This is a genomic window from Streptomyces liangshanensis (genome assembly GCF_011694815.1).
Lineage (GTDB): Bacteria > Actinomycetota > Actinomycetes > Streptomycetales > Streptomycetaceae > Streptomyces > Streptomyces liangshanensis.
In genome coordinates this window covers 5,116,193-5,138,649 of record NZ_CP050177.1, presented here as the reverse complement: position 1 = coordinate 5,138,649, position 22,457 = coordinate 5,116,193, and the positions used below count along the sequence as shown (strand labels likewise).

The window sequence follows — 22,457 nt, the reverse complement described above, 5'->3', positions numbered from 1 at the left end:
CGTACGTGTCGTGCCCCAGCTCGTGCACAATTCGACCCGTACGCATTGTCCCTACCTGTGGTACTCCCGGGGCGCACATCGAGTTCCCCGGGGACACGTCCCGTACGCACGGGACCCACGGGGTCACAGACGCGAGGAGAGACCGGGGCCATGACACGACCTCGTGGATCCGCCCTGCTCGGGGCGCTCATAGGGGTGGCGGCGCTCGTCGGCGCCGCCACCGTCTCCGGCCTCGGGTTCGGATACGGCTCCAGCTCCGGGCACGGCTCCGGTGCCTTTCAGGGCCGTACCTCCGTAGGAAGGGCGGCCCCCGCCTCCGCCGGCGCGTGGACGGGCACCTGGGCCGCAGCGCCGGGCGGCCCCGAGCCGGGCGCGCCGCACGGCTACCCCGGCCGCTCCCTGCGCAACGTCGTGCACACCAGCATCGGCGGTACGAGCGTCCGCATCACCCTCTCCAACCGGTACGGCACCGGAGACCTGCGCATCGGCCACGCCTCCGTCGCCCTGCGCGGCCCCGGCGCCGGCGGCGCGACCGGAGGGACAACAGGGGCAGGCACCGGCGCGGTCGACGCGGCCGCCACGACCCCCGGCGAGGGCGGCGCGGCGGCCGTCCCCGGGACCATGCGGCGCGTGACGTTCGGCCGCTCCCCCGCCGTGACCGTCCCGCCCGGCGGCCAGGTCGTCAGCGACCCGGTGCGCCTGCGCGTACCGTCCGGCGGCGACCTGCTGGTCACGGTCTACACCCCGGCCGCCGGGGGCCCGGTGACGTACCACCGCTACGCCCTCCAGACCTCGTACGTGGCACGCGGCGACCGTACGGAGGACACCGGCGGCCGCGCGTACACCGGCCGGACCACCAACTGGCGCTACCTGACGGCCGTCGACGTCCTCGCCGCCGACGCGCGCGGCGCGGTGGTCACCTTCGGCGACTCGATCACCGACGGCGTGGGCTCCCGCCCCGGTGCGAACCACCGCTGGCCCGACGACCTCGCCGTCCGGCTGCGCGACCGGCACATCGGGGTGCTCAACGAGGGCATCGGCGGCAACCGCCTCCTGGGGAGCGGCGTGCGGCGCGGAAAGGGCGAGAGCGGTCTCGTACGGTTCCGTGGCGACGTCCTCGACCGGGCCGGCGTCCGCGCCGTGGTCGTCGACCTCGGCATCAACGACATCCTGGCCGGGCGGGAACGGGACCCCGGCCGCATCGTCGGCGCGCTGAAGGAGCTCACCGCCCAGGCGCACGGCCGCGGCCTGCGGGTGATCGGCTCGACGCTGACGCCGTTCGGCGGGTACAGCGGCTACACCACCGCCGGGGAGCGTGTGCGCCAACAGGTGAACGCGGCGATCCGGGCGGGCGGGGTCTTCGACGACGTCGTCGACTTCGACCGGGCGCTGCGCGACCCGCACGCGCCGGACCGGCTGTCCCCGGCGTACGACTCCGGGGACCACCTGCACCCGAGCGACGCCGGGTACCGGGTGATGGCCCGGACGCTGGACCTGGGGGTCCTGGAGGCGCGCAGCCCCACCCAGTTGTAGAACCCCGTTGTGGCGGCCCCGGCGGTGTCAGGGGTCAGAGCTGCTTGCGCTCCGCCTTCTTCTCCACTTTGAGCCGCTTGCGCTCCTCCTTGAGACGGAGCCGGTCCGCCTCCCTGAGCTTGCGCTTCACACCGACGCCGCCCATCAGCGCGAACCCGGTGACCACCACCCGCGGCGCCCCCGGATCCACCTCGCCCCCGCCCACCTGGTCGAACCCGCCCATGAAACCGAAGCCGTTGACCTGGACGTGCATCCCCGGTGGTACGACCACGTCGATCCCGCCCATGATCGCGACGCAGCGGATCACCACGTCACGGTCCGCGAACCGCGCCTCGCGCAGGTCGATCTCGCCGCCCGCCTGGATCACGACCCCGGTGAACGAACGGCCCACCGTCCAGGTCCCCTTGCGGCTGAACCCGCTCCAGAACGCGAACCCGCCGGTCGACGTCGGCTCCCCGCGGCCGACCCGGTCCGCCCACCCTGCGTCCCCGGCCGCACCCACTGCGGCCCCGGTGCCGGACCGGGCTCCGGACACCAGGTCGGCGGTCGTCCCGGGGGCGGGGAGGTCACGGACCAGGGGCGTCAACTCGCCGTGGGTACGGGCCCGGAGGGCGGCCCCGAGGCGTTCGTCGAACTCGTCCATGTCGAGGCGCCCCTCGGCCACGGCCTCCCGCAAGCGCTCCGCGACCCGCTCGCGCTCGGCGTCGGAGGCCCGCGTCTCTGGCTGCTCGCTCGTCATGGAACAAGCCTAGTTCGGCAGCCGCGAACCGTCAGTGCCCAATCGGTCGCCAGTACGACCCGCTTCCTCCGACCCCGCCTCCCCAGGCTCCTCGTCCGACCGCTCCGCGTACATCTTCGCGATCACCGTCTCGATGTCCGGCTCCCGCACCGACAGGTCCACCAACGGGTATTCCGCCGCGATCCGCGCCACCAGCGGCGCCGCCGACGCCCCCGCCGGGAACGCCAGCCACTGCCGCGGCCCCTCCACCTTCACCACCCGCGCCCCCACCACCTCCACCGGCGGCAGTTCGCGCTCCAGGTCGACCACCAGCGTCCGCTCGCTCCGGCCCACCTCGTGCAACCCGGCCAGCGCCCCGTCGTACAGCAGCCGGCCGTGGTCGATCACCATCACCCGCCGGCAGAGCTGCTCGATGTCGGTCAGGTCGTGGGTCGTGAGCAGCACCGTCGTCCCGCGCTCGGCGTTCAACTGCCTCAGGAAGTCACGGACCTTCGCCTTGGAGATCACGTCGAGACCGATCGTCGGCTCGTCCAGGTAGAGCACCTCGGGGTCGTGCAGCAGGGCGGCCGCGATGTCGCCGCGCATCCGCTGCCCGAGCGAGAGTTGCCGTACGGGTACGTCCAACAGCGCGCCCAGGTCGAGGAGTTCGACGCAGCGCTCCAGGTTCAGCTTGAACCGCCCGTCGGGGACGCGGTACATGCGGTGCATCAGGCGGTACGAGTCGATCAGCGGCAGGTCCCACCACAGCGTGGTGCGCTGGCCGAAGACGACGCCGATGCGCTGTGCGAGCCGGGTGCGCTCCCGCGACGGGTCGATGCCCGCGACCCGCAGCCGGCCGCCGCTGGGCGTCAGGATGCCGGTGAGCATCTTGATGGTGGTGGACTTCCCGGCGCCGTTCGGGCCGATGTAGCCGACCATCTCGCCGCGCGGCACCCGGAAGCTGATCCCGTCCACCGCCCGGACCCGCTGCCGCTCCCTGCGGAACCGGCCCACTTTGCGCCGGACGTCGAAGACCTTCTCGATCCCGTCCAGCATGATGAAATCCGCGTCGTCCACCGGTCCGGTCACCTTTCCGTAGTCAGCCAAGTTCCGTAGTCGGCCGCGTTCCGTGATCGGCCGGCCGGGCGAGCGCGCTCAGCTGCCCGTGCTGCGGTACGACCGCAGCCCCGTCCGCCACACGGCCCCCGCCGCCGCGCAGCACACCACCGCCACCACCGGGGGCAGGAACGCGACCGCCGCCGGCAGCCCGAGCGGGGTCTCGCGGCCGAGCACGTACAGCGCCGGGTACCAGTTGACGAAGGCCAGCGGCACCATGAAGGTCACCCCGCGCACCAGGTCCTTCGCGAACAGCGAGGGCGGGTACTGGAGGAGGGTCGTCCCGCCGTACGTGAACGCGTTCTGCACCTCGGCGGCGTCCTGCGCGAGGAACTGGAACGCCGCCCCCGCCACGAACACCGCCGCGAAGATCGCCGCCCCGCTCACGATCATCATCGGGACCATCAGCACCCGGACGACCGTCCAGTCGATGTCCAGCGCGACCAGCGCGTAGCCCAGCACCAGCGCGCCCTGGAGGATCCGCCCCAGCCTGCGCAGCGCGAAGCGGTCCGCCGCCACCTGCGCCAGCACCGGCACGGGCCGCAGCAACAGGCTGTCGAGCGTGCCGTCCCGCACCCGGCGGCCCAGCCGGTCCGTCGAGCCGATGAGGAGGTCCGCGAGGCCGAAGGCCGTACTGGACGTGCCGTACAGGAAGGCGATCTCGGGCAGCGCGTACCCGCCCAGGGAGTCCACGTGGGAGAACATCAGCAGGATCGCCACGAAGTCCAGGGCGCACGCGACGAACGTCCCGAACGCGGTCATGGCGAAGGACGCGCGGTACGCCATCGTGGACCGTACCCACATCGCCACGATCAGCCCGTACGCCCGCAGCCCGCCGCCCAGCCGGACCCGCCACGACTCCCGCGGAATCCACCGCTCCTGGGGAACCGACCGCTCCCGGGGAACCGACCGCTCCCCGGGAAGCTCCGCCCCGGCGGCCGTCCCCCCGGGCTCCCGCACCCGCTCAGCCACCCTGCACCACCACCCTCCTCGTCGCCACGCCCTGGAGCAGCCGCCCCAGCGCCAGCAGCGCCACCGCCCACCCCGCCTGGAACGCGTACGCCTGAACCAGCCCCCACCCGGTGTGCTTGCCGAGGAGGACGTCCGCCGGGACCTGGAGCATCGACGACCAGGGCAGTGCCCGGGCCAGCGTGCCGAGCGCCCCCGGGAAGAGGGTCAGCGGCAGCAGTTGCCCGGAGAAGAACAGCCCCACCAGCATCGCCATCTGCACCACCCCCGCCCCGTCCAGCAGCCAGAACGCGCTGAGCGCCACCAGGAAGCGGAGCGCGAAACTGACCACCACCGCGAGCAGCACGGACAGCAGGAAGGCCGGCCAGACCAGCGGATCCGACGGCAGCGCCAGATCGAAGGCCAGCGCCCCGAACACCACCGGCACGACCCCCCGGCCCAGCAGGTGGAAGGCCGCCCGCCCCAGGTCACCGGCCAGCCACCACAGCTGGAAGTCGACGGGCCGGTAGAGGTCGATCGCGACGTCGCCGGTACGGATCCGCTCGATCAGCTCGTCCTGGAAGCTGCCGCCCATCACGGCGCAGGTCATCAGGAGCGCCTGCCCCAGCCACACGTACGTGAGGGCCTGCGCCTGGTCGTACCCGCCGAGCCCGGGGCGCTCGTCCCAGAGCGCGACATAGGTGTACGCGAGAATGAAGCCGAAGACGGTGTTGGTGAAGATCCCCGCGAACGTGGCGATCCGGTACGTCGCATAGCGCCGGAACCCGCTCGCGGCCACCACGGCGTAGAGCCGCACGAAAGCTCCCTCCCCAAAACGCCCGACCCTAGCCCCCGGGCCGGGCCACCGCGACCGATATTCGGCCGCGCCACCCGCACCACCCGCACCACACGTCCCCTGAAGTGGCAATCCACACAAACCGTGCCGATCCGTTTCCCACCCCTGGCGTGTTTCATGGATGGGCGCAGCGTTTCTTGGGCCTCCGCGACGAATGGCCTGATACGACACCGTTATGCCGGAGAGTGAACCGCCGGCGCCCGCCGAGGAGTCTTCATCCACATGAGCGACGAGCCACAGCAGCAGAGCTGGGCCCCACGGGACCCCACGGCCACCCCACCGGCCGGGCAGGGGAAGAAGGGCAAGAAGGCCGGGCGGCCCAAGCGCACCGGCTGGCGCCGCCTGTTCCCCACCTGGCGCACGCTGCTCGGGACGTTCCTCTTCCTCGCGCTGCTCGTCGTCGGCGGCTTCCTCGCGGGCTACCACTACGTCCACATCCCCGCCGCCAACGCCGCCGCGACCGCGCAGTCCAACGTCTACCTGTACGCGGACGGCACCCCGCTCGCCCGGGACGGGGACGTCAACCGCGAGAACGTCCAGCTGGCGCAGGTGCCCAGGACCGTGCAGCGGGCCGTGCTCGCCGCCGAGGACCGCGGCTTCTACAACGAGCCCGCCGTCGACCCGCAGGGCATGGTCCGCGCCGCGTGGAACACCGCGACCGGCAAGGGCACCCAGGGCGGCTCCACGATCACCCAGCAGTACGTGAAGAACTACTACCTCGGCCAGGAACAGACCGTCACCCGCAAGGCCAAGGAATTCTTCATCGCGATCAAGCTCAACCGCGAGGAGAGCAAGGAACAGATCCTCGAGGGCTACCTCAACACCAGCTACTTCGGCCGCAACGCCTACGGCATCCAGGCCGCCGCCCAGGCGTACTACGGCAAGGACATCGAGGACATCACCACCGCCGAGGGCGCGTACCTGGCCTCGCTGCTGAACGCCCCCAGCGAGTTCGACGTCGTCGCCCACCCGGAGAACAAGCCGGCCGCCGTCGCCCGCTGGAACTACGTCCTCGACGGCATGGTCAAGGAGCACTGGCTGAGCCCCGCCGACCGCGCCGCGATCACCTTCCCCACCCCCGGCCAGGTCAAGAACACCGACGCGGGCCTCTCCGGGCAGCGCGGCTACATCGTCCAGGCCGTCAAGGACTACCTGATCACGAACCACGTCATCGACGAGAAGACCCTCGCCACCGGCGGCTACCGGATCACGACCACCCTCGAACGCGGCAAGCAGAACGCGTTCACCCAGGCCGTCAAGGACCAGGTCACCTCCAAGCTCGACCCCGACCGGGCGGCCGACAAGAACGTGCGCGTCGGCGGCGCCTCCGTCGACCCGGCCACCGGCAAGGTCGTCGCCATGTACGGCGGCATCGACTACACCAAGCAGTACGTCAACAACGCGACCCGCCGGGACTACCAGGTCGGCTCCACCTTCAAGCCCTTCGTCTTCGCCTCCGCCGTCCAGAACGGCTCGCGGACCCAGGACGGCGAGACCATCACGCCGAACACCATCTATGACGGCGACAACAAGCGGATGGTCGAGGGCCCCGACGGACCCACCGGGTACGCCCCCGCCAACGAGGACGACGTCGACTACGGCCCCATCACCGTCAGGACCGCCACCGACAAGTCCGTCAACGCGGTCTACGCCCAGATGGCCGAGGACGTCGGCCCGGCCACGGTCAGGAAGACCGCCGTCTCCCTCGGCCTCCCCTCCCGCACCCCCGACCTGACCGCCTCCCCCTCCATCGCCCTCGGCCCGGCCACGGCGAGCGTCCTGGACATGGCGGAGGCGTACGCGACCCTCGCCAACCACGGCCGGCACGGCACGTACACGCTGGTCGACAAGGTCAGCAAGAACGGGGCGAACATCGCCCTGCCCGACCAGGACCCGAAGCGCGCCATCAGCCGCGAGGCCGCCGACACCACCACGTCCATGCTGCGCAGCGTCGTGTCCACCGGCACCGGCACCGCCGCAGGGGCCGCGGGCCGCCCCGCCGCGGGCAAGACGGGTACGGCGGAGGACGACAAGGCCGCGTGGTTCGCGGGCTACACCCCGAACCTCGCCACCGTCGTCTCCGTCATGGGCGCCGACCCCGAGACCGCGAAGCAGAAGCCGCTGTACGGGGCGCTGGGCCTGGCGCGCGTCAACGGCGGCGGGCCGCCCGCGCAGATCTGGGGCCAGTACACCGCCGCCGCGCTCAAGGGCACCCCGGTGGCGAACTTCGACCTGCAACTGGAGGACGGCGCCGAGAACGCCTCACCCGACCCGCAGACCTCGGACGAACCGACCGACCCCGCGGACTCCCAGTCCCCCTCCGACACGCAGGGCGGCACGGACGGACCGTCGCAGGACGGCAGCAGGCCGCCGGGACAGGACCAGGGCCAGACCGGCACCCCCAGCGACGGCGGCCCCTCCGAGGAACCGACCGGCGGCCCGACGACCGGCGGCACGGACGGCGGGACCGGCACAAGCACCGGAACGGGGACCACGGGAACGGCCGGCGACGGGCCCGGGGGGCCGGACACCGGCGGGGGTACGGCCGACGGGGGGACGGACGGCGGACCCGGCGGACCCGGGGGCGGCACGACCGGCACGACCACGGGCGAGACGGACGGCGGGACGGGCGGGACCGGGGACGTACCGTCGTTCCCGGGGGTGGGACGGTAGGGGCGGGGGCGGTAAGGCGGGCGGGGCGGTAGGGGCGCCGGGCTACAGGTAGAGCCCGGTCGAATCCTCGGAGCCCTCGAAGCGGTCCGCCGCCACCGCGTGCAGGTCGCGCTCCCGCATCAGCACGTACGCCACCCCGCGCACCTCGACCTCGCCGCGGTCCTCGGGGTCGTACAGCACCCGGTCCCCCGGCTTCACCGTCCGCACGCTCTGCCCCACTGCGACCACCTCGGCCCAGGCCAGCCGCCGGCCGACCGCGGCCGTCGCGGGAATCAGGATGCCGCCGGAGGAACGCCGCTCGCCCTCCGCGATGTCCGTGCTCACCAGCACCCGGTCGTGGAGCATGCGGATGGGCAGCTTGTCGTCGGTGTTCTCGCTCACGCCCCAGAACCTACCTGCCCGCACGGCCACCCCCCGCCACAGGGGCGCGGCCACCGCCGCGCCCCTCGCCGCCGGGTCAGCCCCGGCGACGGCGCGCCGACACCGCGTACAACCCCACGACCCCCACCGCGAGCAGCGCCACCGGCACCACCCGCTCCAGCCGCGGCGCGCCGTCCATGCCGACGAACTGCGCCCGCACACCCGCGACCGCCCTGTTCACGGCGACGAACGCCCGTCCGGCCGTCTGGTCCACACTGGAGGCCACCTTGGCCTTCGCGTCACCGACGATCGTCTTCGGGTGCACCCGCACCCCGATCTCGTCGAGCGTCTCGGCAAGCTGCCCGCGCCGGCGGACGATGTCCGCCTCGATCTGCGCCGGGGTCCTGGAATCCGACACCGCGCTGCCTCCGTCGTCGTGTCCGGTAATCCTTCGTCAGTACTTCTGTCCGTACCTGCTCGACAGTCTGTCAGTTCAACGGCCCGCGCACCCGGCGGCACCCCCTATCGGGCCCGGCCGCATTACCCTCGGGCACGTACCTCCGTACGCCCGGGGCCGGCGTGCGCCCCACCGCGGGTACCCCGGAACCGGGCGAGACCTCCACCGAGGAGAACCAGAACCATGAGTGAGCGACTTCAGCCGGGCGACACCGCCCCCGCCTTCACCCTGCCCGACGCGGACGGCAACGACGTCTCCCTCGGTGACCACAAGGGCCGCAAGGTCATCGTGTACTTCTACCCGGCGGCCATGACGACGGGCTGCACCAAGCAGGCCTGCGACTTCACCGACAACCTGGACCTGCTGGCGGGCGCCGGTTACGACGTCATCGGCGTGTCGCCGGACAAGCCGGAGAAGCTGGCGCAGTTCCGGGAGAAGGAGAACCTGCGGGTCACGCTGGTCGCGGACCCCGACAAGGCCGTCCTGACGGCGTACGGCGCCTTCGGCGAGAAGAAGCTGTACGGGAAGACCGTGACCGGCGTGATCCGGTCGACGGTGATCGTGGACGAGGACGGCAAGGTCGAGCAGGCGCTGTACAACGTCCGGGCGACGGGCCATGTGGCCAAGATCATCAAGGACCTGGGCGTCTAGTCCGTCTCTTTCGGATCTTGCGGCCGCTTGCCACCGGGGTCCCTCCCCCCGGAGGGACCCCGGTGGTGCGCGCCGGTGGTGCGCCCCGCACGGCTACAGCTCGATCGCGTTCTTGGCACGGGCGACCGACTCCTCGGAGGCCGGGCCGCCGGGGTTCTCCGTGGCGAGGGCCTGGTTGAGCGTGACGAAGGGCCGCATCCGGTCCTCGTACCGCGCGAAGGCGCCCTCGTACCCGCCGCCCCCGTCCGCCCGGCCGAGCTCCTCGGCGAGGACGTGGGCGCCGACCAGCGCCATGCTCGTGCCCTGGCCGGACAGCGGGGACGCGCAGTACCCGGCGTCCCCGAGCAGGACGACCCTGCCGCGCGACCAGCGGTCCATCCGGATCTGGGCCATCGCGTCGCAGTAGAAGTCGGGCGCGTCGGCCGCGGCCTTCGTGAGCCCGGCCGCCTGCCAGCGCAGGCCGGCGAGCCGGTCGACGACGATCTTCCGGAAGCGCTCGGGATCCCGGTCGCCGCCGAACGGCTCCGACCGGAAGCCGAAGGCGATCCGCAGCTCGGTGCTGTCGCGCACGGGCATGATCCCGAAGCCGTTGTCACCGTCCTGGAGCCACACCTGCCACTGGTCGAGGCCGAGGAAGTTGTCGGCGCCGAAGACCGAGAGGTACGTGCCCAGGTGGTGCGCGTACCGCTCCTCCGGGCCGAAGACGAGCCGCCGTACGGTCGAATGCAGGCCGTCCGCCCCCACGACCAGATCGAAGACGCGGGACGGCGCGTGCGCGAAGTCGGCCCGTACGCCGTCCGGTTGCTCGGTGAGCGCGGTGACGGTGTCGCCGAAGAGGTACGTGACCTCGGCCCCGGCGTGCTCGTGGAGCAGTGACACCAGGTCCTCCAGGAGGAGTTCGATGTCCTCGCCGTCCAACCGGCCGCTGCTGTAGGCGACTTCGGTGGAACGGTGGATCTCGTTGCCGTCGGCGTCGAGGACCGACATGCCCCGGATACGGGTACGGAGTCCACGCGCCCGCTCCAGCAGGCCCATCCGCCCGACGACGTCGAGGGCGGCCCCGCGGACGTCGATCGCCTGGCCCCCACGACGGGGCCCGGCGGCGCGCTCCACGACGGTGGGCGCGAAGCCGCGGCGGAGCAGTTGGTGGGCGAGCGCGGAACCGGCGATGCCGCCGCCGGAGATCAGTACGGTCTTCATGCTGGAAGCCCCTTTCGTACGGTGTACACAGGTGAATGTACGGCGTACGAACACCGCTGCCAACTGGTAGTTTGGGGCTTCTGCACTAGATCAGGGGGCGCGAACAGGCACCCGGCGACGCGTCGCTCCAGCTGATCCCTGCACTAGTACAGATCCAGGAGCCCGCGAAAAAGATTCCGATCCGGGGAAACGAACGAAGGAAGCCGATGCCCAGGACCACCCCGCCGCCATCCCCTCCCCCGCCCCCGTACCTGCGGATCGTGGCGGACATCCGGCGGCGCATCGCGGAGGGCGAACTCGCCCCAGGCGACCGGGTGCCGTCGACGCGGCAGATCGCGCGCGAGTGGGGTGTGGCGCTGGCCACGGCGACCAAGGCGCTGACCCGGCTGAGCCGGGACGGACTGGTGGAGGCGCGCCCCCGGGTGGGGACGGTGGTGGCGGCCGGACCGGGACGGGCGGGCGGCGGAAAGGAGCGGCGCACGGAACCACCGCTCGGGGAATCGCCACGCAATGGGCGCCGCCAGGAGACGGAGTCCCACGACCTCCTCACCCAGGAGCGGATCGTGGAGGCGGCCGTGGAGATCGCCGACGCGGAGGGGCTCGCCGCGCTCTCCATGCGCGGGGTCGCCGCACGGCTCGGGGTGGCGGCGATGTCCCCGTACCGGTACGTCGACAGCAAGGAGGACCTGGTCCTGCTGATGGCGGACGCGGCGTTCGGCGAGGCGGAGTACCCCGACGCGGCGGACGTCCCGGACGACTGGCGGGGGCGGGTGGAACTGGGCACGAGGACGCTGTGGCGGCTCTACCGCAAGCACCCGTGGCTGGCGCAACTCCACCCGCTCACCCGGCCCTTGATGCTGCCGAACCTGATGGTCCACGCGGAGTGGATGCTGAGCGCGCTGGAGGGCCACGGCCTGGACCCGGTGACGATGTTCGACCTGCACGTGCTGCTGTACAGCTACGTCCAGGGCCTCGCGGTCAATCTGGAACGAGAGGCGCAGGCGGCGGCGTCGACGGGCCTGACGGAGGACGAGTGGCTGGACGGCCAGGCGGCCGCGATGAACCGGATCCTCACGTCCCCCCGCTACCCGGCGGTGACCCGGGTGATCACGGGCCTGGGCGACCACTACGACCTGGACCTGGACGCCCTGCTGGAGTTCGGCCTGCGGCCGCTGCTGGACGGGATCGCGGGGATCGTGGAGGCCCGCACCTGAGCAACGGCTGTCGCGACGGCGCCGGCCCGGCCGTGGAGACCTGACCACGACCGGACCGGCGTCACGCCCTACGCGTTCACGTCCCGCGAAGCTAGCGGGTCGGGCTCGCGCTGGAGCGGCATTCGATGTTGATGACAAGATCGACGGACGTCCCGTGCGTCTCGACGCTGAACGTCGCCTCGCACGTCTGCTCCGACTTGAAGTACCTCTGGAAGTACGTGGGGCTGGTGTGGCCACCGCTCTCGATCATCCCGGTGACGTACGCGGCCCCGTTGGTGAGCGCCTTGATCCGCTCGTCGACGAGCGGGTCGCGCTTGGGGAACCAGTTGGGTGTCGAGGGAACCGGGACGTAGCACAGGATCGCGGAGGTCAGCAGGTCCGCGTCGTACTTGGCACGGAAGCTTGCCTCCCTGGCCCATTCCGACCTCTTGAGCTGCATGGCGGCCGCGCTGTACTGGCCCTGCGAGACCGCGTTGATCATCGCCTGGAACTCCAGGTCGTCGAACCGGTCGGGGCCGGCGTCGAACATCACGTCCATCAGCGCCGCCCTCCGGTTTCCGGAGAGCGAGTCCAGGGACGGGAGGCGGGCCCGGAGATAGGTCTCGGCGGCGGTGATCTCGACGTCGAACAGGACGCGGATCTGGAAGGGCGTCAGAACCTTCGACCCCGACCGAATCGCGTCGTAGTCCGCGTCGACGGACTCGATCAGCCTCCGCGCGTCCGGGGCGTCGAGCTCGAAGCCGATTCCCACGGCGAGGCGGCCCTGCGCGTTCGTGTAGACGTGCGGATTGCCGTCCAGGCCGTAGGGGGTCTCACCGCCCGCCACGAAGGACAGCATCTGGTCGCGGTCCATCTGCGGACCCTCGTCGGGCGCCGGCGCCCCGGGGTCGTTCGGGTCGAGCGTGCCCACCTGCCTGGGCCCCTGGGTGACGCACTTGGGCAGGTCCGCGGCGAAGGCGGGGACGGGGGTCAGGAGCAGCGGGAGCGCGACGGCGGCCGCGGCCAAGAGGCTCGCGAGCGGGCGGGAAGCGGACGATCTTCGGCGGAACACAGGTTCTCCTCTGGCGACCGGGGGGGTGCGGTCATGATCAAGGAGGCGTGGGATCCGGCGCTATCCCAGAAGAGTGGGGATTCCGCGGCACCCTCCATTCCGTTTATCGGACGTAACCACCCGATATCCGGTTCGTTGTCCCGTACGAAGCACGAACGCACGCACGGACCGGAGGACCCACCCCCATGCCACCAAGCCCGTACACACGAACCCGCCTCACGGAGGCGGCAAGCTCGTCGAGAACGATGTCGGAGGCGCTCACGAGGCTGGGCGTCGACACCTCCCACTTCACGCCGCGGGTACGCACCGCGCGGATGCGCATGAACCGGAATCGCCGGTCCGCTGAGGAGATACTGGTCCTCACGGACGAGGCCCACGCGCGCCGTACGCCCAGCTCACTGCTCAAGCGGGCAATGGTGGACCTGGGACGGGAGGAGAGCTGCGCGCTCTGCGGCTGCGGAACCGTCTGGCGCGGGCGCCCCCTCCCCCTGGAGGTCGACCACGTCAACGGCGACTGGAGCGACAACCGGCGGGAAAACCTGCGGCTCCTGTACCCCAACTGCCACGCCGTCACCCCGACATGGTGCCGGGGAGGCGCTCGACGCCGTACGCCCTAGCCGACCCGCTCGGAACCACCTCAGCCGCCTGCCCGGTACGATGGCAGGCGGCTAGCGGCGGTGGCGCAACGGCGACGCAGCAGACTTAGGATCTGTGGCCTGTGAAAGGGCTTGAGGGTTCGAATCCCTTCCGCCGCACAGCGAACGGCCTGCGAATCGAAGGATCGATGCGCAGGCCGTTTCCTCGTTCCGCTTCAGCCCAGCAGCTCCCCCACCACCGGCGCCAGCGCCCGGAACGCCTTCCCCCGGTGGCTGATCGCGTTCTTCTCCTGGGGGGACAGCTCCGCGCACGTCCTCGTTTCGCCGTTCGGCTGGAGGATCGGGTCGTAGCCGAAGCCGTTCGTGCCCGCGGGGGTGGTGCGGAGGGTGCCCAGGAGGCGGCCCTCGACCACGCGTTCCGTGCCGTCCGGGAGGGCCAGGGCCGCCGCGCACGCGAAGTGGGCCGAGCGGTGTTCGGGGGCGATGTCGGCGAGCTGGGCCAGCAGCAGGGCGAGGTTCGCGGCGTCGTCGCCGTGGGTGCCCGACCAGCGGGCCGAGAAGATGCCGGGGGCGCCGCCGAGCACGTCCACGCAGAGGCCCGAGTCGTCGGCGACCGCGGGGAGGCCGGTCGCGTCGGCGAGGGCGTGGGCCTTGAGGAGGGCGTTCTCGGCGAAGGTGACGCCGGTCTCCTTGACGTCGGGGACGTCGGGGTAGGCGTCCGCGCCGACGAGGTCGTGGGGCAGGCCGGCGTCGGCGAGGATGGCCTTGAGTTCGGTGAGCTTCCCGGCGTTGCGGGTGGCGAGGATCAGGCGGGTCATGCACCCAGTATCAGGCGCTCAGGGTGTGCAGATCTTGCCTATCTCCGTCGCCGCGTCCGTGATCGGCGTGAGGTCGGGGCTGTTGTCGCCGTCCTTGACCGCCGTGCGGACGTTGTCGACGCCGTCGGACAGTTGGTCGACGGCCTTGCTGAGGTCGGCGTTGTCCGTCGTGTCGTTGAGGTTGTCGAGTTCGTTGTCGATGCCGCGGAGCGCGTCGTCGATCTTCAGCGGGTCGTCGCCCGCGTCGGATATCGCCTGCTGGAGGTTGCCGACGCTGTCGCTGATGGCCTCGGCGGTCTGGACGCAGTCGAGTGCCTTGTCGAGTGCGCCGCATCCGGCCACCGCGCTGACGGTGAGCATGGCGGCTGCGGCGGCGAGTGCGGTGCGGCGGTGGCGCGGGCCCATCGCGGTTCCCCCAGGGATGTGAAGTGGTGTGCGGACGGGCGTACGGTTCGGCCCGTACGCCCGTGCGCGTAGAGACGCCCTGGGGGGATCCTTGGTTGCGTCTTTACCCGGTGGCCGGCCCGGTCGTCAGGCGCCGAGTGTCCCCTCCAGCGCCGCGCGCTGGATCGTGGCGAGGTCGGCGCAGCCCGCGGTCGCGAGGTCGAGGAGGGTGTTGAGTTCCTTGCGGTCGAACGGTTCGGCCTCGGCGGTGCCCTGGATCTCGACGAAGCGGCCGTCGCCGGTGCAGACGACGTTCATGTCGGTGTCGGCGCGGACGTCTTCCTCGTAGCGGAGGTCGAGGAGCGGTGTGCCGTCGACGATGCCGACGCTGACGGCGGCGACGGTGCCGACGAGGGGTTTGCGTCCGGCTTTCACGATCTTCTTGCCCTGGGCCCAGGTGACGGCGTCGGCGAGGGCGACGTAGGCGCCGGTGATGGCGGCGGTGCGGGTGCCGCCGTCGGCCTGGAGGACGTCGCAGTCGAGGACGACGGTGTTCTCGCCGAGGGCCTTGTAGTCGATGACGGCGCGCAGGGAGCGGCCGATGAGCCGGCTGATCTCGTGGGTGCGGCCGCCGATCTTGCCGCGTACGGATTCGCGGTCGCCGCGGGTGTTGGTGGCGCGGGGCAGCATCGAGTACTCGCCGGTGACCCAGCCTTCCCCGCTGCCTTTGCGCCAGCGGGGGACGCCTTCGGTGAAGGAGGCGGTGCAGAGGACCTTGGTGTCGCCGAAGGAGACGAGGACGGAGCCCTCTGCGTGCTTGCTCCATCCGCGTTCGATGGTGACGGGGCGGAGCTGTTCGGGGGTGCGGCCGTCGATGCGAGACATGGCGGTGAGTTTAGTGGGGAGGCCTGTGGGGCCCGTACGGCCGGTGGGGACGGCGGTCGTGGTACGGGCCCCGGGGGTCAGGTGGTGGTCACATCATGTCTTCGATGTCGGCGGCGATGGGGTCGGCGTCGGTGCCGATGACGACCTGGATCGCGGTACCCATCTTGACGACGCCGTGGGCGCCGGCGGCCTTGAGTGCCTTTTCGTCGACGAGGGAGGGGTCGACGACCTCGGTGCGGAGGCGGGTGATGCAGCCTTCGACCTCTTCGATGTTCGCGAGCCCGCCGAGTCCGGCGACGATCTTCTCAGCCTTGGTGGCCATGGTGTTCTCCCTGACTCTCGGAAAGCTCCGGAACGACAAGCCCTAGAGCGTTTTGTCACGGTAACGCACGGTTGCCCTGTCTTCACGGGCGGGTGACCGGCTCTCAACGTACCTCAACTGGTCTACACCATTTCAGAGGGACGGGCCGGTCGGGCGGGGGCGGCGGTCGCGGAGAGCAACGCCTTTGCGGGGCAAGCCAGTTGGGGCTTTCGGTCCGTCATGGCACCGTATGCCCCCCTGCCGGAATGTTAGCCTGAGGCAGTTTTACGGCTTTTACGACTATGGCTCAGGCCACATTTATAGAGGTTCCTTATCTATCGCACATCCTGTAGAACTGGTCTACACCACTCAGTGGTGTAGACCACACGGCCCGCACGCTGTGTTCAAGCTGTCGCCGCCGTCTCCCCCTTGTTCGTCCCCCCTGTCCCTGGCGGCGCCATGTCTTCTGGAGGAAGTTGATGACTACGGCCACCGCCGCGGCGGCACCCGCCCCCGCGCCCGCCAAGAAGCGGGGCTCGGCAGTGTTCCAGGGCCTCCAGAAGGTGGGGCGCAGCCTTCAGCTGCCGATCGCCGTTCTGCCGGCCGCGGGCCTGATGGTCCGCCTGGGCGCCAAGGACGTCTTCGGTCAGGACGGCCTCGGCTGGGACAAGGTCGCGTCCGTCTTCGACAACGCGGGCGGTGCCCTGACCGGCGCCCTGCCGCTGCTGTTCTGTGTGGGTGTGGCCATCGGCTTCGCCAAGAAGTCGGACGGTTCCACGGCGCTCGCCGCGCTGGTCGGCTTCCTGGTCTACAGCAAGGTGCTCCAGGCGTTCCCGGTCACGGACGCCGTGATCACGTCGAAGGCCGACATAGCCGCGACGTACAACGACCCGGGGGTGTTCGGCGGCATCATCATGGGGCTGCTGTCCGCGGTCCTGTGGCAGCGCTACCACCGCAAGAAGCTGGTGGACTGGCTCGGCTTCTTCAACGGCCGCCGGCTCGTCCCGATCATCATGGCGTTCGTCGGCACGCTCGTCGGTGTGATCTTCGGTCTGGTCTGGAAGCCGATCGGCGACGGCATCACCGACGTGGGCCAGTGGATCACCGGGCTGGGCTCCGGCGGGGCCGCGCTGTTCGGCGCGGTGAACCGCGGTCTGATCCCGGTCGGGATGCACCAGTTCGTGAACACGGTGGCGTGGTTCCAGCTCGGTGACTTCAAGAACGCGTCCGGCGTGGTTGTCCACGGAGACCTCACGCGCTTCCTCGCCGGTGACCCGAGCGCCGGGATGTTCATGTCGGGCTTCTTCCCGATCATGATGTTCGGCCTGCCCGCCGCCGCCCTCGCCATGGCGCACACCGCTCGCCCCGAGCGCCGCAAGGCCGTGCTGGGCATGATGATCTCGCTGGCCCTCACGTCGTTCGTGACCGGTGTGACCGAGCCCATCGAGTTCTCGTTCATGTTCATCGCGCCGCTGCTGTACGTGATCCACGTGCTGCTGACGGCGGCCTCGATGGCGCTGACCTGGTCCCTCGGCGTGCATGACGGGTTCAGCTTCTCCGCCGGGGTCATCGACTACGCGCTGAACTGGCACATCGCGACCCGACCATGGCTGATCATCCCGATCGGGCTGTTGTTCGGCGCGATCTACTACGGCGTCTTCCGGTACGTGATCGTCAAGTTCGACCTGAAGACCCCGGGCCGTGAGCCCGAGGAAGAGGTCGACGACCTCACGAAGGCCTAGGACCCGATGCCGAAGCCCCCGCCGCTCCGAGGAGCGGCGGGGGCTTCGGCGTGGTGTCCTCAGGCCTCGCGCGTCACAGCTCGTACACCGCTCCCGGCACGGCCAGTTCGGCGGGACCGCCGTACACCGCGCGGGCGTCGGCGAGGTTCCGCTCGGCGTCCGTCCACGGCGGGATGTGGGTGAGCACCAGCCGCCGCGCCCGGGCGCGGGCGGCGTGGGCGCCGGCCTCGCGGCCGTTGAGGTGCAGGCCGGGGATGTCTTCCTTGCCGTACGTGAACGCCGCCTCGCACAGGAACAGGTCGGTGTCCTCGGCCAGCTCGACCAGCGGTTCGCACACGCCGGTGTCGCCCGAGTAGGTGAGCGAGCGTCCGCCGTGCTCGACCCGGATGCCGAAGGTGTCGACGGGGTGCGCGACCTTCTCCGTGCGTACCTGGAAGGGGCCGATGTCGAAGGAGCCCGGCTTGAGCGTCTGGAAGTCGAAGACCTCACTCATGGACTTGTCCGTCGGGGTGTCCGCGTAAGCCGTGGTGAGCCGTTGTTCGGTGCCTTCGGGGCCGTACACCGGGAGGGCGCCGCAGCGCCCGCCGTCGAAGCGGTAGTAGCGGGCGACGAAGTACCCGCACATGTCTATGCAGTGGTCCGCGTGGAGATGGCTGAGGAAGATGGCGTCGAGGTCGTACAGACCGACATGGCGTTGCAGCTCGCCGAGGGCGCCGTTGCCCATGTCGAGGAGCAACCTGAAGCCGTCGGCCTCTACGAGGTAGCTGGAGCAGGCCGATCCCACCGAGGGAAAGGAGCCCGAGCAGCCGACGACGGTGAGCTTCATGGAGCGTGAACCTCCGTTGCGTGGACGGGGGTCGTTCGGTCTTCGAGCGTAAGGCGCGAAAGGGCCGGTCGCTCCTCCACACCGGTCGTCTGTGGGCGAACTCACCTGCTCTGTCACCGGTTCGGATGGATCGCCGGTTCGGGGCGCTACCTTCGACGTCATGAATACGACGTGGTGGATCGTTCTGGTCGTCGTCGTGGCGCTCGCGCTGATCGCCTCGGTGGTGGACGGCTGGGGGCGCGGTCCGCGGCCGCGGCGCGGGACCGGGCCGGGTGGCCGGACGAGGCCGCCCGGGGGGCCGGCCCGTGCGCCGAAGCGGACGGGGCGGCCTGTTCCGGGGGAGGTCTGGTGGGCCACGGTGCCGTTCGAGGACGGTCCGGGGTCGAAGGACCGGCCGTGCCTGGTCCTGTCGGTGCGGGGGAACAGCGCGCGGGTCGCGAAGATCACGACGAAGCGGCACGACGGCCCGGGGGTGATTCTCCTGCCGCCCGACACGGTGGGCGACGCCCAGGGCCGCCGGAGCTACCTGGAGACCGGTGAGCTGAGGAGCGTACGGCTCAAGGACTTCCGGCGGCGGGCGTCGACGGTGGATCCGGCGTTGTGGGAGCGGGTGCGGGATCTCACGGGGTGAGGGGTGGCGGGGTGCGAGTGCGGGTGCGGCCACGGCCTTCGGCCGCGTGGTGTCCTCAATCGCCGGACGGGCTTGAGTTACCCCTATGCCCAGAGCTGGCCGTGCAGGGTTTCGATGGCCTCTTCCGTGGTGGCCGCGGTGTACACGCCCGTCGACAGGTACTTCCAGCCGCCGTCGGCCACGACGAAGACGATGTCGGCGCTCTCGCCGGCCTTGACGGCCTTCTTGCCGACGCCGATCGCCGCGTGGAGCGCGGCGCCGGTGGAGACTCCGGCGAAGATGCCCTCCTGCTGGAGGAGTTCACGGGTACGGGTCACCGCGTCGGCCGAGCCGACGGAGAAGCGGGTGGTGAGGACGGAGGCGTCGTACAGCTCGGGGACGAAGCCCTCGTCCAGGTTCCGCAGCCCGTAGACCACGTCGTCGTAGCGGGGCTCGGCGGCGACGATCCTGACGTCGGGCTTGTGCTCGCGCAGGTACCGGCCGACGCCCATGAGCGTGCCCGTCGTGCCGAGGCCGGCCACGAAGTGGGTGACGGACGGCAGGTCGGCGAGGATCTCGGGGCCGGTGGTGGCGTAGTGGGCGCCCGCGTTGTCGGGGTTGCCGTACTGGTAGAGCATCACCCAGTCGGGGTTCTTCTCCGCCAGTTCCTTCGCGACCTTGACGGCGGTGTTGGAGCCGCCCGCCGCCGGGGACGGGATGATCTCCGCCCCCCACATGGTGAGCAGCTCGCGCCGCTCCCGCGAGGTGTTCTCCGGCATGACGCAGACGATGCGGTAGCCCTTGAGCTTGGCCGCCATCGCGAGGGAGATGCCGGTGTTGCCGCTGGTGGGCTCCAGGATGGTGCAGCCCGGGGTGAGCCGTCCGTCCTTCTCGGCCTGTTCGACCATGTGGAGGGCGGGGCGGTCCTTGACGGAGCCGGTCGGGTTGCGGTCCTCCAGCTTGGCCCAGATCCGGACGTCGTCGGAGGGCGACAGCCGGGGAAGCCGTACGAGAGGGGTGTTGCCGACCGCCGCCAGCGGGGATTCGTAGCGCATCAGGCCGTGTGCGTCTCGGGCGCGCCGCCGGCGACCGCCGGGAGGATGGTGACGCTGTCGCCGTCGGACAGGGTGGTGGAGATGCCGTCGAGGAAGCGGACGTCCTCGTCGTTGAGGTAGACGTTGACGAAGCGGCGGAGCTGGTTGCCCGCGGCGGGGTCGACGAGCCGCTCGCGGATGCCCGCGTGGCGGGTGTCGAGGTCGGCGAACAGGTCCGAGAGCGTGTCGCCGGTGCCCTGGACGGCCTTCGCTCCGTCGGTGTAGGTGCGGAGGATGGTCGGGATGCGGACCTCGATGGCCATGACGTGGGCTCCTTGTCGGTGCGGCGGGGTCGGTGCGGGGCAGGGAAACGGCCGGGCGGGAGAAGTATCGGCGCGCGGCTCGGGCCCCCGCGCGGAGGGGGTGGTGCGGTTCCGGGTGCGGTACGGGCCTGGCGGAGGCTGTTGTTCCGGCCGGGTGTCCGGGCTCAGCCGGCCGGGTCGGGACAGATGGCACTCGCGAGGCGGCACAGGTCGACGTGCAGCCGCGCCACGAGCAGCGGGGTGCTCGGCGTCTTGTCGCTCACGTCGGGAAGAACCATGCGGTCATCGTATCGATTCCCGCTTCACATCCCGATAGGCCGTCTCGCCGGGCGGACGGATGGTGTTCGTCAGGTGGACGGCGGGAGGTAGACCACCAGGGGTCTGCCGGTCAGCGGATGCTCGCTGACCTCGGCTTTCACCTGGTAGACCGCGTCGAGGAGCGCGGGGGTGAGGACGTCGTGCGGGGTGCCGGAGGCGACGATCCGGCCGGCGCGCAGGACGTGGATGCGGTCGCAGTAGTGGGCGGCGAGGTTGAGGTCGTGGAGGGCGAGGAGGTTGGTGGTGCCCGCCTGTTTGATCAGGGTGAGGATGCCGAGCTGGTAGCTGATGTCGAGGTGGTTGGTCGGTTCGTCGAGGACGAGCAGCGCGGGGCGCTGGACCAGGGCGCGGGCGACGAGGGCGCGCTGGCGTTCGCCGCCGGACAGGGTGGGGAAGGCGCGGGAGGCGAGGTCGGTGATGCCGACGCGGGCGAGGGCCTCGTCGGCGAGGGTGGTGTCGGCCGCGGTGTCGGCCTCCCAGAAGCGTTTGTGCGGGGAGCGCCCCATGGCGACGACTTCCCTGACGGTGAGTTCGAACTCGGTGCCGCCGTCCTGGGGGACGGTGGCGATCCGCCGGGCCCGTTCCTTGGGGGTCATGGTGTGGAGGTCGCGCCCGTCGAGGAGGGCGTGTCCGGCGGTGGGGCGGAGGGTCCCGTAGACGCAGCGCAGCAGGGTGGTCTTGCCGCTGCCGTTGGGGCCGACGAGTCCGACGGTCTCGCCGGGGGCGGCGGTGAGGTCGGCGCGGTCGACGAGAAGGCGTCCGGCGGTTTCGTACGACAGGCCTTCGAGGGTGAGGGCGGCGGTCATACGGGGGCTCCTTCGGGGCGTCGGCGCATGAGCCAGAGGAAGAACGGTCCGCCGGTGAGTGCGGTGAGGACGCCGACGGGGATGTCCTGCGGGGCGGCGACGGTACGGGCGGCGAGGTCGGCGACGACGAGGACGACGGCCCCGCCGAGGGCGGCGACGGGCAGCAGGACGCGGTGGGTGGCGCCGACGGCCATGCGGGCGGCGTGCGGGACGAGCAGGCCGATGAAGCCGACGGCGCCGCTGGCGGCGACCATGACGCCGGTGACGAGGGACGCGAGGACGAAGACGGCGGCGCGGAAGCGGGCGGTGTCGAGGCCGAGGGCGGTGGCGCCTTCCTCGCCGAGGAGGAGCAGGTCGAGGGGGCGGGCGAGGGCCATGAGGGCGGCGGTGCCGAGGGTGAGGACGACGCCGGGCAGCAGGAGGGTGGACCAGCGGGCGCTGCCGAGGCCGCCCATGGACCAGTAGAGGGCTTCCTGGAAGTGCTCGGGGCGGGCGGAGACGACGAGGACGAGGGTGGTGAGGGCGGTGAGGATGTACGAGACGGTGACGCCGGCGAGGACGAGGCGGCCGCCGGTGAGTTCGCCGCCGCGCCGGGCGAGTCCGTAGACGAGGACGAGGGCGACGAGGGAGCCGGCGAAGGCGGCGGCGGGCATGGCGACGGTGGTGGTGATGCCGCCGCCGATGCCGAGGACGAGGACGAGGACGGCGCCGGTGGAGGCGCCGGAGGAGATGCCGAGGAGGAAGGGGTCGGCGAGGCGGTTGCGTACGAGGGCCTGGAGGACGGTCCCGACGACGGCGAGTCCGGCGCCGACGACGGCGCCGAGGAGGACGCGCGGGAGCCGGACGTCGAGGACGATGGTCCGGAAGGGGCTGGGGTCGGCGTGCCCGGTCAGAGCGGCGACGACCTGACCGGGCGGGATGCGGACGGAGCCGAGGGCGAGGGCCGCGACGACGGCGGCGGCGAGTGCGGCGGCGAGGCCGGTCAGCACGAGGGTGTGGCGTATCCGCCCGCGGGCGGGCGGGGTGGTGGCGCTCAC

The 22,457-nt window shown here is 71.3% G+C and carries 25 protein-coding genes and 1 tRNA gene; 8 read left to right on the top strand and 18 right to left on the bottom strand.

The features are described 5' to 3' along the window. Positions 1-150: 150 nt before the first annotated feature. Positions 151-1,533, top strand: coding sequence for an SGNH/GDSL hydrolase family protein (locus HA039_RS22250; RefSeq protein ID WP_167032704.1), 1,383 nt, complete (start codon positions 151-153; stop codon positions 1,531-1,533). Positions 1,534-1,567: 34 nt separating this feature from the next. Here HA039_RS22250 and HA039_RS22245 read toward each other — a convergent pair whose 3' ends face one another. From HA039_RS22245 to HA039_RS22230, 4 genes are all read right to left on the bottom strand, one after another. Further along, on the bottom strand, positions 1,568-2,272 hold the full coding sequence (locus tag HA039_RS22245; RefSeq protein ID WP_167032702.1) for a DUF1707 SHOCT-like domain-containing protein: 705 nt from the start codon (positions 2,270-2,272) through the stop codon (positions 1,568-1,570). Between the two features lie 9 nt (positions 2,273-2,281). Then, positions 2,282-3,307, bottom strand: coding sequence for an ABC transporter ATP-binding protein (locus HA039_RS22240; RefSeq protein WP_208298830.1), 1,026 nt, complete (start codon positions 3,305-3,307; stop codon positions 2,282-2,284). Between the two features lie 99 nt (positions 3,308-3,406). Beyond that, positions 3,407-4,237, bottom strand: coding sequence for an ABC transporter permease (locus HA039_RS22235; protein WP_243870211.1), 831 nt, complete (start codon positions 4,235-4,237; stop codon positions 3,407-3,409). Between the two features lie 94 nt (positions 4,238-4,331). Next, positions 4,332-5,132, bottom strand: a complete 801-nt coding sequence (locus HA039_RS22230; protein WP_167032700.1) for an ABC transporter permease — start codon at positions 5,130-5,132, stop codon at positions 4,332-4,334. Positions 5,133-5,393: 261 nt separating this feature from the next. Between HA039_RS22230 and HA039_RS22225 the strand changes: the two genes are divergently transcribed. Then, a complete protein-coding gene (locus tag HA039_RS22225; protein WP_167032698.1) occupies positions 5,394-7,844 on the top strand; it encodes a transglycosylase domain-containing protein in 2,451 nt (816 codons plus the stop codon). A gap of 42 nt (positions 7,845-7,886) precedes the next feature. Here the strand turns inward: HA039_RS22225 and HA039_RS22220 are convergent, their stop codons facing one another. Then, positions 7,887-8,189 (bottom strand): GroES family chaperonin, encoded by a 303-nt coding sequence (locus tag HA039_RS22220; protein WP_161309485.1) that lies wholly within the window; start codon positions 8,187-8,189, stop codon positions 7,887-7,889. A gap of 112 nt (positions 8,190-8,301) precedes the next feature. Next, positions 8,302-8,622, bottom strand: a complete 321-nt coding sequence (locus HA039_RS22215; protein WP_167032696.1) for a DUF3618 domain-containing protein — start codon at positions 8,620-8,622, stop codon at positions 8,302-8,304. Between the two features lie 222 nt (positions 8,623-8,844). Here HA039_RS22215 and bcp point away from each other — a divergent pair, with 222 nt between their 5' ends. Next, on the top strand, positions 8,845-9,312 hold the full coding sequence (gene bcp / locus HA039_RS22210; protein WP_167032694.1) for a thioredoxin-dependent thiol peroxidase: 468 nt from the start codon (positions 8,845-8,847) through the stop codon (positions 9,310-9,312). A gap of 93 nt (positions 9,313-9,405) precedes the next feature. On the opposite strand, the gene HA039_RS22205 is transcribed toward bcp, so the two are convergent. Beyond that, positions 9,406-10,512, bottom strand: coding sequence for an FAD-dependent monooxygenase (locus HA039_RS22205; protein WP_167032692.1), 1,107 nt, complete (start codon positions 10,510-10,512; stop codon positions 9,406-9,408). 206 nt (positions 10,513-10,718) lie between these two features. Here HA039_RS22205 and HA039_RS22200 point away from each other — a divergent pair, with 206 nt between their 5' ends. Further along, positions 10,719-11,726 (top strand): GntR family transcriptional regulator, encoded by a 1,008-nt coding sequence (locus HA039_RS22200; protein ID WP_167032690.1) that lies wholly within the window; start codon positions 10,719-10,721, stop codon positions 11,724-11,726. A 91-nt stretch (positions 11,727-11,817) separates the two neighbouring features. Here HA039_RS22200 and HA039_RS22195 read toward each other — a convergent pair whose 3' ends face one another. Further along, entirely contained in the window at positions 11,818-12,777 is a 960-nt protein-coding gene (locus HA039_RS22195; RefSeq protein WP_167032688.1) for a lysozyme family protein, read from the bottom strand. A gap of 245 nt (positions 12,778-13,022) precedes the next feature. Here HA039_RS22195 and HA039_RS22190 point away from each other — a divergent pair, with 245 nt between their 5' ends. Further along, positions 13,023-13,394: an HNH endonuclease gene (locus tag HA039_RS22190; protein WP_341830032.1), complete on the top strand. Its 372-nt coding sequence runs from the start codon at positions 13,023-13,025 to the stop codon at positions 13,392-13,394. Between the two features lie 54 nt (positions 13,395-13,448). Then, a tRNA-Leu gene (locus HA039_RS22185) sits at positions 13,449-13,532 on the top strand. A gap of 56 nt (positions 13,533-13,588) precedes the next feature. On the opposite strand, the gene rdgB is transcribed toward HA039_RS22185, so the two are convergent. The 4 genes from rdgB to HA039_RS22165 all read right to left on the bottom strand — a co-directional run bounded on the left by rdgB (position 13,589) and on the right by HA039_RS22165 (position 15,782). Then, positions 13,589-14,191, bottom strand: coding sequence for an RdgB/HAM1 family non-canonical purine NTP pyrophosphatase (gene rdgB / locus HA039_RS22180; RefSeq protein ID WP_167032684.1), 603 nt, complete (start codon positions 14,189-14,191; stop codon positions 13,589-13,591). Between the two features lie 18 nt (positions 14,192-14,209). Continuing rightward, a complete protein-coding gene (locus HA039_RS22175; protein ID WP_167032682.1) occupies positions 14,210-14,596 on the bottom strand; it encodes a hypothetical protein in 387 nt (128 codons plus the stop codon). A 126-nt stretch (positions 14,597-14,722) separates the two neighbouring features. Next, positions 14,723-15,460, bottom strand: a complete 738-nt coding sequence (rph, locus tag HA039_RS22170) for a ribonuclease PH (protein WP_167032680.1) — start codon at positions 15,458-15,460, stop codon at positions 14,723-14,725. Between the two features lie 88 nt (positions 15,461-15,548). Further along, on the bottom strand, positions 15,549-15,782 hold the full coding sequence (locus HA039_RS22165) for a PTS sugar transporter subunit IIB (protein WP_167032678.1): 234 nt from the start codon (positions 15,780-15,782) through the stop codon (positions 15,549-15,551). Positions 15,783-16,240: 458 nt separating this feature from the next. Between HA039_RS22165 and HA039_RS22160 the strand changes: the two genes are divergently transcribed. Continuing rightward, on the top strand, positions 16,241-17,503 hold the full coding sequence (locus HA039_RS22160) for a PTS transporter subunit EIIC (RefSeq protein WP_167032676.1): 1,263 nt from the start codon (positions 16,241-16,243) through the stop codon (positions 17,501-17,503). A gap of 73 nt (positions 17,504-17,576) precedes the next feature. Here HA039_RS22160 and HA039_RS22155 read toward each other — a convergent pair whose 3' ends face one another. Further along, positions 17,577-18,329, bottom strand: a complete 753-nt coding sequence (locus HA039_RS22155; protein ID WP_167032675.1) for an MBL fold metallo-hydrolase — start codon at positions 18,327-18,329, stop codon at positions 17,577-17,579. A gap of 160 nt (positions 18,330-18,489) precedes the next feature. On the opposite strand from HA039_RS22155, the gene HA039_RS22150 reads away from it, so the two are divergent. Continuing rightward, entirely contained in the window at positions 18,490-18,960 is a 471-nt protein-coding gene (locus HA039_RS22150; RefSeq protein ID WP_167032674.1) for a type II toxin-antitoxin system PemK/MazF family toxin, read from the top strand. Between the two features lie 83 nt (positions 18,961-19,043). On the opposite strand, the gene HA039_RS22145 is transcribed toward HA039_RS22150, so the two are convergent. The 5 genes from HA039_RS22145 to HA039_RS22130 all read right to left on the bottom strand — a co-directional run bounded on the left by HA039_RS22145 (position 19,044) and on the right by HA039_RS22130 (position 22,457). Continuing rightward, positions 19,044-19,994, bottom strand: a complete 951-nt coding sequence (locus tag HA039_RS22145; RefSeq protein ID WP_167032673.1) for a PLP-dependent cysteine synthase family protein — start codon at positions 19,992-19,994, stop codon at positions 19,044-19,046. Next, positions 19,994-20,296, bottom strand: coding sequence for a MoaD/ThiS family protein (locus tag HA039_RS22140; RefSeq protein ID WP_167032672.1), 303 nt, complete (start codon positions 20,294-20,296; stop codon positions 19,994-19,996). The genes HA039_RS22145 and HA039_RS22140 overlap by 1 nt, the downstream gene beginning before the upstream one ends. A 164-nt stretch (positions 20,297-20,460) precedes the next feature. Beyond that, positions 20,461-20,574 carry a putative leader peptide gene (locus HA039_RS34535; protein WP_341830031.1) on the bottom strand — a complete coding sequence of 38 codons (114 nt, stop codon included), beginning with the start codon at positions 20,572-20,574 and terminating at the stop codon, positions 20,461-20,463. Between the two features lie 69 nt (positions 20,575-20,643). Then, a complete protein-coding gene (locus HA039_RS22135) occupies positions 20,644-21,420 on the bottom strand; it encodes an ABC transporter ATP-binding protein (protein ID WP_167032671.1) in 777 nt (258 codons plus the stop codon). Beyond that, positions 21,417-22,457 carry a FecCD family ABC transporter permease gene (locus HA039_RS22130; RefSeq protein ID WP_167032670.1) on the bottom strand — a complete coding sequence of 347 codons (1,041 nt, stop codon included), beginning with the start codon at positions 22,455-22,457 and terminating at the stop codon, positions 21,417-21,419. Before HA039_RS22130 ends, HA039_RS22135 begins: the two co-directional genes overlap by 4 nt.